This is a genomic window from Ancylobacter polymorphus, from assembly GCF_022836935.1.
Classification (GTDB): domain Bacteria; phylum Pseudomonadota; class Alphaproteobacteria; order Rhizobiales; family Xanthobacteraceae; genus Ancylobacter; species Ancylobacter polymorphus_A.
This window is the reverse complement of sequence record NZ_CP083239.1, coordinates 3,933,324-3,945,107: the sequence shown is the minus strand read 5'-3', so window position 1 is coordinate 3,945,107 and position 11,784 is coordinate 3,933,324. Positions and strand designations below refer to the sequence as shown.

Genomic DNA, 11,784 nt, shown 5'->3' with positions numbered 1-11,784 from the left:
GGAATCCGCCACCACCGGCCCGGCGCCCAGAGGTTGCCGGCTACTCACCCGCCAATCGCAGGCCGGGCCGGTTCTGGTTCTCCATGCCCCGCAGCGCCGCTTCGCCCTGCGCAATATAGCTGCGGGTCATCGGCACCACGCCCTCCCGTTTGGCCAGCTGCACCTGGAACACCATCATGCCCTGATGGCGGAAGGCCATCTCGGACGAGGCGAGGTAGAACTCGAACATCCGCACGAAACGCGCATCGTAGAGCCGCTCCACCTCCTCGCGATGGGCGAGGAAACGCTCCCGCCAAGCTTTCAGCGTCTCGGCATAATGCAGGCGCAGGATCTCTATATCGGTGACAAGCAGCCCCGCCTTCTCGATCGCCGGCAGCACCTCGGAGAGGGCGGGGATATAGCCGCCGGGGAAGATGTATTTGGCGATCCAGGGATTGGTGATGCCGGGACCTTCCGAGCGGCCGATGGAGTGGATGAGCGCGACGCCGTCCTCCTTCATGAGCGCCGCCACCTTGGCGAAGTACTCCTCGTAATGACCGACGCCGACATGCTCGAACATGCCGACCGAGACGATGCGGTCGAACGGGCCTTCCACGTCGCGATAATCCTGCAGGCGGAAATCGGCTCGCCCGGCGAGGCCCCGCTCCTCGGCGCGGCACCTCGCCACGCCATGCTGCTCCTGCGACAGCGTCACTCCGGTGACTTTCGCTCCCGCATGAGCGGCGAGGTAAAGTCCCATCCCGCCCCAGCCGCAGCCAATGTCGAGCGCGGACAGGCCCGGCCGATCAAACAGCAGCTTGGCCGCGATATGCCGCTTCTTGGCCAGTTGGGCGTCATCCAGTGACTGGTCGGGTGTCTCGAAATATGCGCAGGAATATTGCCGGTCGGCGTCGAGGAACAGCGAGTAGAGCCGTCCATCGAGATCGTAATGATGGGCGACGTTCTTCTGCGAACGCTCCGGCGGGTTGAATTGCGCCAAGCGTCGGAACAGAAAGCGCAGCCTTAGGAAGAACTGCGCGCTGGCGCTGGGCACCTCGAGGCCGACCTGCGCCATCAGCAGCGCGAGCACCTCGGCGATGTCGCCCTGCTCCACCACCATGCCGCCTTCCATATAGGCCTCGCCGAAGCTCAGTTCGGGATCGAGGACGATCTGGCGCTGCCAGGCATGAGAGGTGAAGCGCACAGTGAGGGGTGGTCCACTGCCATCCCCGAACACGGCGCGATCGCCGGAGGCGAAGACCACGGACAGGGAGCCACGGCGCACAATGCGCGCGAGGACCTTGGCGAGCAACCGTTCCATCGGCCAATCCCAAAGTACGGGGCAGCCGGCGAAGACAACGCGAATAGGCCCGTCTCCGCACGAAGACTGCCTGCCCATGCGCTGGGCATGTGGTTTATCTGCCGATCATTGCATCACAAGCTTCCAAGCCTCGCAACCTCCCGAACAGCCGCATCTATGCAAAAAAGCCCGGCCATCGCTGGCCGGGCTTCGACTTTGCGCCGATAACGCAAGGTAAACTATCAGGCTTGCTCGGCTTCGGCGTCGTCGCCGTCTTCGGCAGCGGCCTCTTCCAGGAACTCTTCTTCGTCCTCGTCATCGCGCACGACGCTGAGATCCTCACCGCGCGACTGGCGCTGCGCTTCCTCGGGGCTACGGGCGACATTGGCGCGAACCGTAACCTCGACCTCCGGGTGGAGGGTGACCGGCACCTCATGCACGCCGATGGTCTTGATCGGGTGGTTCAGGACAATCTGGCGGCGCTCGACGGAGAAGCCGGCCGCGGTCAGCGCGTCGGCGATGTCGCGGGTCGACACCGAGCCGTAGAGATAACCCGTCTCGCCAGCCTGGCGGACGAGAACGACCTCGGTGCCCTGGAGGCTTTCGCCCACCTTCGCCGCCTCGGACTTCAGTTCGAGGTTGCGGGCTTCGAGCTGAGCCTTCATCGACTCGAAGCGGCCCTTGTTCTCCTTGGTGGCGCGCAGCGCCTTGCCCGAGGGCAGAAGGAAATTACGGGCATAGCCGTCGCGGACGCGGACGACTTCGCCCATCTGGCCGAGCTTGGCGACACGCTCAAGCAGAATGACTTCCATTTCAGTTCTCCATTCAATGCGTCGATGCGGGAAGGTGGGAATCTCAGATGTCATTGGCGGCCGGCGGGCGCCCGGGCGGCCCGCCCCGGCGGAACCGGTAGCGCACGCCGAACAGCGTTTCCGCGAGGCCGAGCAGGGCGAGGATGGCGAAGGGCCAGCCGAGGGCCAGTGCCGCGATCCAGACCGTGGCGATCACCAGGGCGCGGCCGGCAGCACCCCGCGTGATCCAGTGGATGACGGCCAGCCCGATGAAGGCGAACACCATGACCAGGGTGGAGGCGAGCAACTGCGACAGCAGGCCGACGAAACCGCCTGCCAGATTGGCGGCGATGAACGCGCCCACGAGCACGACGGCGACCGGACGCGGCACCGAGATAGCCGCGAGATCGGGCCAGGGGCGCATAAGCCGGCCGGAGAGACGAGCGGCGTGGGCGGCCAGCCACAGATTGCCGATCTGCGTCACCATGGTGACGACAGCGGCGGCTGGCGGCATGATGAGGACCAGAAGGTCGATCATCCGTTCCACATCTGCCCCGCCGGCACCGGGCGTCTCCTCGAACATCGCCTGGAAAAGCGCGCGCAGGGCGGCCTGATAGCCTTCGACACTGCCGGCCACGAGCGGGATCAGCGCCGCCACGGCGAGGCAGCCAAGAATGCCGGAGGCAAGAACGATGCGGCCGACCGGGAACCATTCCAGCGGTGCGCCCGGCTGCGGCTCGCGGGCCATCAGCGCGAGATAGGCCAGCACATAGGCCGGCAGACCGACGCCCGCGACATAGGCGGTCAGCAGTTCGAGGCCGAAGAAAACGCCGATGGCGACGGCCGCCGCCGATGCGGCGACCAGCGCGGAAACGTGCGTCCAGCCGAGGCCGACAATGAGGACGGGCAGGGGGGCGAGATAGAACAGGGGGAGCGCAAGCGGGCTGCCCGTGGAAACAGTCGCCACGAGAAGAGCGGACGCCGCGCCGGCGCCGAGCGCTATGAGCCAGTTCTGTATCATCGACGCGCTGTCCCGCCTTTAGCGGTTAGGGGCGGATCATCGTCCGTCCCAGCCAAGGTCCCCGGAAGGCCGGAAACCTGTCGGAAATGGGGTTCAGAAAATGTCCCCGGCCGTGGCCGGGGACAGAAATTTCACGCGATCAGCGGATCACGAAGGGCAGCAGGCCGAGGAAGCGCGCGCGCTTGATCGCCTGGGCCAGTTCGCGCTGCTTCTTGGCCGACACGGCCGTGATGCGCGAGGGAACGATCTTGCCGCGCTCGGAAATGTAGCGCTGCAGCAGACGCACGTCCTTGTAGTCGATCTTCGGCGCATTGGCGCCGGAGAACGGGCAGGTCTTGCGACGGCGGAAGAAGGGGCGACGGGCGCCCGAGGAGTTCGCGGCTGCGCCGCCGGTGCCACCGAAAGCCATCACTCAGTCTCCACGTTGGCCGGAGCTTCTTCACGGTCACGGCGCGGGCCGCGGTCGCCACGATCGCCGCCGAAGCCGCGCCCGCCGCCACCAAAGCCGCGATCGCCGCCGAAGCCGCGGTCACCGAAACCGCGGTCGCCGCGGTCATCACGGTCGCGCTTCTGCAGCATGACCGACTGGCCTTCCTCAAGCTCCTCGACCCGGACGGTGAGGTAGCGGAGGATGTCCTCGTCGATGCGCATCTGGCGCTCCATCTCGGCCACGGCGGCCGGAGGGGCGTCGATGTTCATCAGCGAGAAATGCGCCTTGCGGTTCTTGCGGACGCGGTAGGTGAGCGTCTTCACGCCCCAGTATTCGGTCTTGGAGACCGTGCCGCCATTCGCCTCGATCACGCCCTTGAAGCGTGTCGTGAGTTCCTCGACCTGCTGCGCCGTCACATCCTGGCGCGCGAGGAACACGTGCTCGTAAAGAGCCATGTTCATGCCTTTCCTATGTTCCGCACTATTGCGGCCATCATCCCGACGCCGAGCCCTTCGAGCCCGGAAAGGCTCGAATATTCTCGAAGGCGGGGACACGGGACGACGCGAATCCGCGGATTCGCTGCTGCGCGGAGTCAAAAAGCCAAGCGCAACCGTCCGTTCAGCCCCCGGCCGGGACTGACAGTGCGCGGGCTTATACGCGAAAAACGCGGGAAATCAAGGCGCGGGGAGAGGAGAGGCGGGCTTTGCCGCGCTGCGCTCACCATCCCTGCGACCCCGCCACACTCTATATACGCGAGGTGTGGCGGCATCGCGTCCCTTCGGACATCGCCGCCGCCGCCCGTACAGAATAGCGTGCAGTCGAGCCGCAGGAATCGCGCGTCTGCCCACAGGGCCGCGCCGCTGCAACTTGACATGTAACGCAGGGCGTTGTTCCTGCGCCCGCCAATTCTCAGCGTATAGGTTCTTCCAACGTCATGAGCATCGCGTTCGTTTTCCCCGGTCAGGGCAGCCAGGCCGTCGGCATGGGCAAGGCCCTGGCCGACCAGTTCCCGGTTGCGCGCGCCGTGTTCGAGGAAGTGGACGCCGCGCTTGGCGAGAAACTTTCCGCCGTGATGTGGGACGGCCCCATCGAGACGCTGACGCTGACCGCAAACACCCAGCCCGCGCTGATGGCCGCTTCTCTCGCCGCGCTCCGCGTTCTCGAAGCCGAGGCGGGGCTGGACCTCGCCCGCGACGCGGCCTTCGTCGCCGGCCACTCGCTGGGCGAATACTCGGCGCTTGCCGCCGCCGGTTCGCTCTCCATTGCCGATACGGCGCGCCTGCTGCGCCTGCGCGGCACCGCAATGCAGGCCGCGACGCCGGTTGGCACGGGTGCGATGGCGGCGATCCTGGGTCTCGACTTCGATAAGGTGGCTGCTGTTGCCGCCGAAGCGGCGCAGGGCGAGGTGTGCGACATCGCCAATGACAACGCGCCCGGTCAGGTGGTTGTCTCCGGCAACGCGGCCGCGGTCGAGCGCGCCTGCGAGATCGCCAAGCGCGAGGGCGCCTCGCGCGCGATTCCGCTCACGGTTTCCGCCCCGTTCCACTGCCGTCTCATTGCTTCCGCCGCCGACGCCATGCGCGAGGCGCTGGCAGGCGTCGAGGTGCGGGCGCCGAAGGTGCCTCTGGTCGCCAATGTCACCGCCGCGCCGGTCAACGCGCCGGATGAGATTCGCGCTCTGCTGGTGCAGCAGGTGACGAGCACGGTGCGCTGGCGCGAATCCGTTGCGTTTATGGCGGAGCAGGGCGTGAGCCGGCTGGTCGAGGTGGGGACTGGCAAGGTGCTTTCCGGCCTCACCAAGCGTATCGCCCGCCAGGTGGCCGCGGCAAGCGTTGGCACGCCCGAGGATGTCGCCGCCTACGCCGCTTCCGCAGACCAGGCTTGAGACAGCAATTCAGGAGTTTCCCATGTTCGATCTGACCGGGAAGACGGCGCTCGTCACCGGCGCCACGGGCGGGATCGGTGGCGCCATCGCCAAGGCGCTGCACGCGCAGGGCGCGACGGTGGCGCTGTCGGGCACGCGGCGCGAGGTGCTGGAGGCGCTGGCCGCCGAGATGGGCGAGCGCACCCATGTGCTGCCCTGCGACCTCTCGAACATCGAGCAGGTCGAGCAGTTGGTGCCGCAGGCCGAGGAGGCCATGGGCGAGCTGGACATTCTCGTCAACAATGCCGGCATCACCCGCGATGGCCTGTTCGTGCGCCTCACCGACGAGATGTGGGACACGGTGATCGCGGTGAACCTCACCGCCGGGTTTCGCCTCACCCGCGCCGCGGCGCGCTCGATGATGCGCCGGCGCACCGGCCGCATCATCGGCATCACCTCGGTGGTCGGAGTGACCGGCAATGCCGGCCAGGGCAATTATGCCGCCGCCAAGGCTGGCATGATCGGCATGTCCAAGGCGCTCGCCAAGGAAGTGGCGGCGCGCGGTGTGACGGTGAACTGCATCGCGCCGGGTTTCATCGCCACGCCGATGACCGACGTGCTGAACGACAAGCAGAAGCAGGCGATTCTCTCCGCCGTCCCGGCCGCGCGGCTGGGTTCGCCCGAGGATATCGCCGCTGCCGCCGTCTATCTCGCATCCGCCGAGGCCGGATATGTCACCGGCCAGACGCTGCATGTGAATGGCGGGATGGCCATGATCTGACGAGGCCCGCCCGAGCGCCATTAACAGGACTTTAACGGTGCTGGTTTTGGCGTTTGAAGTGTGCTAACAGCCGCCTCGGCTCACAGGGTCGAACACCGCATGTCCATTGCGGAATCGTTCGGGACATCCTGTAATCGGGGCAAAAAAGCAGGCCGCCAAAGCCGCGTTCGCGCGGGGGCCAAATGGTACAACGTAGCAACCTCCGGATACGGACGAGGGTGAACCGATGAGCGATATTGCCGAGCGCGTGAAGAAGATTGTAGCCGAGCATCTGGGCGTCGAGCCCGAGAAGGTTACCGAGAATGCGAGCTTCATCGACGACCTCGGCGCTGACAGCCTCGACACCGTCGAGCTGGTCATGGCCTTTGAAGAAGCCTTCAACTGCGAAATTCCCGACGACGCCGCCGAGACGATCCTGACCGTCGGTGACGCGATCAGCTTCCTGGAAAAGAACGCGGCCTGAGTGCTGCTCTCGCGCGCTGCGGCGGCTCGTCCGTCGCGGCGCCTACTGGTGTGACGTTTCCGGAGATATCGGATGAGGCGCGTCGTCGTTACCGGCCTCGGCATGGTGACGCCGCTCGGATGCGGTGTCGAGATCACCTGGCAGCGGCTGCTTGCCGGACAGAGCGGGGCCCGTCGCGTCGAGAGCTTCGATGTCTCCGACCTCCCGGCCAAGATCGCCTGTCAGCTACCCCGCGGCGATGGCTCCGATGGCACGTTCAATCCCGATCAGTGGATGGAGCCGAAAGAGCAGCGCAAGGTCGATGATTTCATCGTCTATGCGATGGCGGCGGCGCGTCAGGCGCTTGATGATGCCGACTGGCATCCCTCTTCCTATGACGACCAGTGCGCCACCGGCGTGATGATTGGCTCCGGCATCGGTGGGCTTCAGGGCATCGCCGAGACTGCGCTGCTGATGCAGGAGCGTGGCCCGCGCCGCGTTTCCCCCTTCTTCATTCCCGGCCGCCTGATCAATCTCGCCGGGGGCTATGTCTCCATCGAGCATGGCCTCAAGGGCCCGAATCACGCGGTCGTCACTGCCTGCTCCACCGGCGCGCATGCCATTGGCGATGCGTCCCGCCTGGTTGCTTTCGGCGATGCCGATGTGATGGTGGCGGGCGGCACCGAATCCTCGATCAATCGCCTCGGCCTGGCCGGCTTCGCCGCCTGTCGTGCGCTGTCGACCAGTTATAACGACACGCCCGAGAAGGCCTCGCGCCCCTATGACAAGGACCGCGACGGCTTCGTCATGGGGGAGGGTGCCGGCGTCGTTGTGGTCGAGGCCCTCGACCACGCGCTGGCGCGCGGCGCCAAGATTTACGGCGAAATCGTCGGCTACGGCCTGTCGGGCGACGCCTACCACATCACCGCGCCGTCCGAGGACGGCGACGGGGCCTTCCGCTGCATGACCGCGGCGCTGAAGCGGGCGGGGATCACCGCCGCTGAGATCGACTACATCAACGCCCATGGCACCTCGACCATGGCGGACGAGATCGAACTCGGCGCCGTGCAACGCCTTCTTGGCAACAATGCCGCCAAGGTGTCGATGTCGTCGACCAAGTCGGCCATCGGTCATCTGCTCGGCGCGGCAGGCGCGGTGGAGGCGATTTTCTCGCTGCTTGCCATCCGCGACCAGATCGCCCCGGCGACGATCAACCTCGACAATCCCTCGATCGACACGCCGATCGACCTTGTGCCGCACACGCCGCGCAAGCGTGAGATCGAGTATGCGCTGTCGAACTCTTTCGGCTTCGGCGGCACCAACGCGTCCGTCGTGTTCAAGCGCTACGCGAACTGAGCGAGACCGGCAAACGGCGGGAGGGCGGCGCCCTGGGGCGGTCGCTTTCCCGCTTTCGCCATTTTTCCGGGTAGTCTGCCAGTGCGTTGCGCTGCCCGCGAACGCGAGGCGAGGCATCCGATGACCGATCCGACTTCTCTAACGCCTAACGGCGCTGCCGCTCCCACGCCCCCCGGCAAGGAGCGCGATCCGCACCGGGCGTCGCGCCGCGCAAATCACCCGCTCGTCGTCGCCGGCAGCATGGTGTTCACCCTGCTCATCGTCGCCATCGTCCTTGGCGGCGGCGCGCTGTGGATCGGCAAGACGCGCTATTACGCGCCCGGTCCGCTGGCCCAGGAGAAGGCGGTCATCATCCCCAATGACTATGGCGTGATGGACATTGCCGATCTCCTGCTCAAGCAGGGGGTGATCGACGACAAGTGGGTGTTCGTCGGTGCGGCCGCGGGCACGCGCGCCTCCGGCAAGCTCAAGGCCGGCGAATATGCCTTCGCTGCCGGCTCTTCCATCCAGCAGGTGCTGAACACCATCGTTTCGGGCAAGGTGATCGAATATGTCGTCACCATCCCTGAAGGCCTGACCAGCGACCAGATCGTGGAGCGGGTGCTGGCGGTCGAGGAACTGTCGGGGAATGTACGTCAGGTGCCGCGCGAGGGGAGCCTGATGCCGGACACCTACAAGATCACGCGCGGCACGTCCCGCGAGGACCTGCTGCGCCGCATGGCGCGCACGCAGGATGCCGCACTGAAGGAAATCTGGGACACGCGCGACCCCGATCTTCCGCTGAAATCGCCGCAGGAACTGGTGATCCTCGCCTCCATCGTCGAGAAGGAAACCGGCGTTCCCGAGGAGCGGGCGCAGGTGGCGTCGGTCTTCATCAATCGGCTGAACAAGAAGATGCGGCTGCAGTCGGACCCGACGATCATCTATGGTCTGGTGCGCGGCAAAGGCCGGCTGGAGCGGCCGCTCACCCGTACCGACATAACGACGCCGACGCCGTTCAACACCTATACGATTCCCGCCCTGCCTCCGGGGCCCATCGGCAATCCCGGGCGTGCCTCGCTGGAGGCCACCGCCCGTCCGGCCAAGAGCGACAATCTCTATTTCGTCGCCGACGGCACCGGCGGGCACGCCTTCGCCCCGACGCTCGACCAGCACAACAAGAACGTCGCGCGCTGGCGGCAGATCGAGCGTGAGCGCAAGGTTGACCCCGCAGCGCAGCCGGCGGGAACGTCGGGCACGACGGGAGCCACTCCCGTCGACTGATGCCTGTGACGTGCCGTTGCCGGCTTGAGGCTGGAGGCGCCCGCCGGTATGGTCCGCCCGCCGTCCAGGGACGGGGCAGGGGGAAGGCATGACGCTGGCCAGCATGACGGGATTCGCGCGCGCGCAGGGCACCAGCGGTGCCTGGAGCTGGGCCTGGGAGCTCAAATCCGTCAATGGCAAGGGCCTCGACGTTCGGTTGCGGCTTCCTGGCGGCTGGGAGGGGCTGGAGAACGGCCTGCGGCAGAGCGCGGCGCGCGTCCTCGCGCGCGGGAACGTCAATGCCAATCTCTCGCTCACGCGCACCGACCCCGAGGTCAGCGTGCGCGTCAATGAGGCCGTGTTGCGCAGCATCGCACAGTCGGTGCGGCGCGTGGCCGAGGATCTCGGCGCGCCCCCGGTTCAACTGGAAAGCCTCATCAGTTTGAAGGGCGTGCTTGAAATCAGCGAGGCACAGGAAAGCGACGACGCGCGGGCGGCGCTGGAGACGGCCATCATTGCCGGCTTCGAGCAGGCGCTGGCGGATCTTGCCGCCATGCGGGTGCAGGAAGGTGCCGCGTTGGCGATCGTGCTGGGCGATCGTCTCGACGCGATCGCCCGGCTCACGGCCGCCGCCGAGGCGAATCCCGCTCGGCGGCCGGAGGCCATCCGTGCGAAGCTGGCCGACCAGATCCGCGTGCTGATGGATACGGGCGCCAATTTCGACCCTGACCGCCTGCACCAGGAGGCGCTGATGATCGCCTCCAAGGTGGATGTGCGCGAGGAACTGGACCGGTTGGTGACCCATGTGGCGGCGGCGCGTGCCATGCTGGGAGAAGGTGGCGCCATCGGTCGCCGTCTCGATTTCCTCGCGCAGGAATTCAACCGCGAAACCAATACGCTCTGCTCCAAGGCCAATGACGTCTCGTTGACGGCTATCGGGCTGGAGCTGAAAGGCGTGGTCGAACAGTTCCGCGAACAGGTTCAGAACATCGAGTGAGGGACAGGGTGAGCGACACCAACGAAAATGCCGCGACCCCAGGCGCCGCCATTGGCGGGCGGCGGGGGCTGATGCTGATCCTTTCCTCGCCCTCCGGGGCGGGAAAGTCGACGCTGGCCCGCCTGCTTCTGGAGCAGAATCCCGATATCTACCTCTCCGTGTCGGTGACGACGCGGGGGCGGCGGCCGAGCGAGGTCGAGGGTGTGCATTACCACTTCCTCACGCGCGAGCGCTTCGAGCGGCTGCGCGACGCCGGCGACCTCCTGGAATGGGCAGAGGTGCACGGCAATTTCTACGGCACGCCGCGCGAACCGGTGGAAGCCGCGCTGTCCGCCGGGCGGGACGTGCTGTTCGACATAGACTATCAGGGGGCCGAGCAGCTCTATGAGAAGATGCGCCAGGACATTGTCGGCGTGTTCATCCTGCCTCCTTCGGCGGCTGAGCTGAAGACGCGGCTTGAGCGGCGCGCCGAGGATGCCTCCGGCGTGATCGAGAAACGGCTGCGCAACGCACGCACCGAGATCGCGCATTGGCGCGATTACAATTATGTGCTGGTCAATGCCGACCTGAATTCGACCTTCGCCAATCTGCGCAACATCCTGCTCGCCGAGCGTCTGCGGCGCGAACGTCAGCCGGGTCTTGAGCCCGTGATCGAACGGCTGGACCGCGAACTCGCCGAGCTGGTGGAATAGCGGCGAAGGAGCGCGGGCCGCCGCGCTCAGTCCCTTCCAGCTTGCCGCATCGCCACCCAGGCATTGGCCAGGGCGACAAAACCCTCCACCGTCACCCGCTCGGCGCGTTCCGTCGGGGCGATGCCGGCGGTCTCCAGTAGAGCGCCCGTGTCCACGCCCAGACCCTTGAGGCTCTGCCGCAGCATCTTGCGACGCTGGCCGAAGCCGGCCTCGGTGACGCGCTCCAGCGCGTTCAGCGCACAGGGCAGGGGGGCCTTGCGCGGCACGATATGAACCACGGAGGAGGTGACCTTCGGCGGCGGTACAAAGGCCGAAGGCGGCACGTCGAAGGCGATATGCGCCTGTGCCCGCCAACCGGTCAGCACGGCGAGGCGGCCATAATGATCGTCGCCCGGTGCGGCAACGATGCGCTCGGCGACCTCGCGCTGGAACATCAGCGTCAGGCTCTCATACCAGGGTGGCCAGGGATCGGCCGACAGCCAGCCGACGAGCAGCGGCGTGCCAACATTATAGGGCAGGTTGGCGATGATGACGGCGCGTTCCCCCGGGGTGAGGAGGGCGCGATAGTCGGTCTCCAGCGCGTCGCCTTCAATAACTTCCAGCCGGCCGGGATAATGCGCGGCGACCGCGCCCAGTGCCGCCACGCAACGTGTATCGCGCTCGATGGCGATCACGCGCCGCGCGCCCAATGCCAGGATCGCCCGGGTCAGGCCGCCCGGACCGGGGCCGACCTCGATCACGGTCAGATCGTCGAGGCGGCCGGCGGTGCGGGCGATCTTCGAAGTGAGATTGAGATCGAGCAGAAAGTTCTGCCCGAGCGACTTCAGCGCCGAGAGCCCGTGCTCCCGGATGACGTCACGCAGCGGCGGCAGGTTGTCGATGCTCATCG

The 11,784-nt window shown here is 66.5% G+C and carries 13 protein-coding genes; 7 read left to right on the top strand and 6 right to left on the bottom strand.

Translation table 11 applies throughout. The features are described 5' to 3' along the window. Positions 1–40 precede the first annotated feature (40 nt). From K9D25_RS18855 to rpsF, 5 genes are all read right to left on the bottom strand, one after another. On the bottom strand, positions 41–1,300 hold the full coding sequence (locus K9D25_RS18855; protein ID WP_244377307.1) for an SAM-dependent methyltransferase: 1,260 nt from the start codon (positions 1,298–1,300) through the stop codon (positions 41–43). 221 nt (positions 1,301–1,521) lie between these two features. After that, positions 1,522–2,091, bottom strand: coding sequence for a 50S ribosomal protein L9 (rplI, locus tag K9D25_RS18850; protein ID WP_244377305.1), 570 nt, complete (start codon positions 2,089–2,091; stop codon positions 1,522–1,524). 43 nt (positions 2,092–2,134) lie between these two features. After that, a complete protein-coding gene (locus K9D25_RS18845; protein WP_244377303.1) occupies positions 2,135–3,091 on the bottom strand; it encodes a DUF2232 domain-containing protein in 957 nt (318 codons plus the stop codon). Between the two features lie 139 nt (positions 3,092–3,230). Further along, positions 3,231–3,500, bottom strand: coding sequence for a 30S ribosomal protein S18 (rpsR, locus tag K9D25_RS18840; protein WP_244377301.1), 270 nt, complete (start codon positions 3,498–3,500; stop codon positions 3,231–3,233). Then, positions 3,500–3,976, bottom strand: a complete 477-nt coding sequence (gene rpsF, locus K9D25_RS18835) for a 30S ribosomal protein S6 (protein WP_244450919.1) — start codon at positions 3,974–3,976, stop codon at positions 3,500–3,502. The genes rpsR and rpsF overlap by 1 nt, the downstream gene beginning before the upstream one ends. Before the next feature lie 479 nt (positions 3,977–4,455). Between rpsF and fabD the strand changes: the two genes are divergently transcribed. From fabD to gmk, 7 genes are all read left to right on the top strand, one after another. Next, positions 4,456–5,406, top strand: coding sequence for an ACP S-malonyltransferase (gene fabD, locus K9D25_RS18830; protein WP_244377299.1), 951 nt, complete (start codon positions 4,456–4,458; stop codon positions 5,404–5,406). Positions 5,407–5,428: 22 nt separating this feature from the next. Next, entirely contained in the window at positions 5,429–6,166 is a 738-nt protein-coding gene (fabG, locus tag K9D25_RS18825; protein ID WP_244377297.1) for a 3-oxoacyl-[acyl-carrier-protein] reductase, read from the top strand. A gap of 226 nt (positions 6,167–6,392) precedes the next feature. Continuing rightward, a complete protein-coding gene (locus K9D25_RS18820) occupies positions 6,393–6,629 on the top strand; it encodes an acyl carrier protein (protein ID WP_244377295.1) in 237 nt (78 codons plus the stop codon). Positions 6,630–6,701: 72 nt separating this feature from the next. Beyond that, the gene (gene fabF, locus K9D25_RS18815) at positions 6,702–7,964 is read left to right on the top strand and encodes a beta-ketoacyl-ACP synthase II (RefSeq protein WP_244377293.1); all 1,263 of its coding nucleotides are present in this window, start codon (positions 6,702–6,704) and stop codon (positions 7,962–7,964) included. Positions 7,965–8,084: 120 nt separating this feature from the next. Continuing rightward, on the top strand, positions 8,085–9,227 hold the full coding sequence (gene mltG / locus K9D25_RS18810; protein WP_244377290.1) for an endolytic transglycosylase MltG: 1,143 nt from the start codon (positions 8,085–8,087) through the stop codon (positions 9,225–9,227). A gap of 88 nt (positions 9,228–9,315) precedes the next feature. After that, positions 9,316–10,203 carry a YicC/YloC family endoribonuclease gene (locus K9D25_RS18805; protein WP_244377288.1) on the top strand — a complete coding sequence of 296 codons (888 nt, stop codon included), beginning with the start codon at positions 9,316–9,318 and terminating at the stop codon, positions 10,201–10,203. 71 nt (positions 10,204–10,274) lie between these two features. Next, on the top strand, positions 10,275–10,895 hold the full coding sequence (gene gmk / locus K9D25_RS18800; RefSeq protein WP_244450918.1) for a guanylate kinase: 621 nt from the start codon (positions 10,275–10,277) through the stop codon (positions 10,893–10,895). Between the two features lie 26 nt (positions 10,896–10,921). On the opposite strand, the gene rsmA is transcribed toward gmk, so the two are convergent. Further along, a complete protein-coding gene (gene rsmA, locus K9D25_RS18795; RefSeq protein ID WP_244377286.1) occupies positions 10,922–11,782 on the bottom strand; it encodes a 16S rRNA (adenine(1518)-N(6)/adenine(1519)-N(6))-dimethyltransferase RsmA in 861 nt (286 codons plus the stop codon). Between the last annotated feature and the right edge of the window lie 2 nt (positions 11,783–11,784).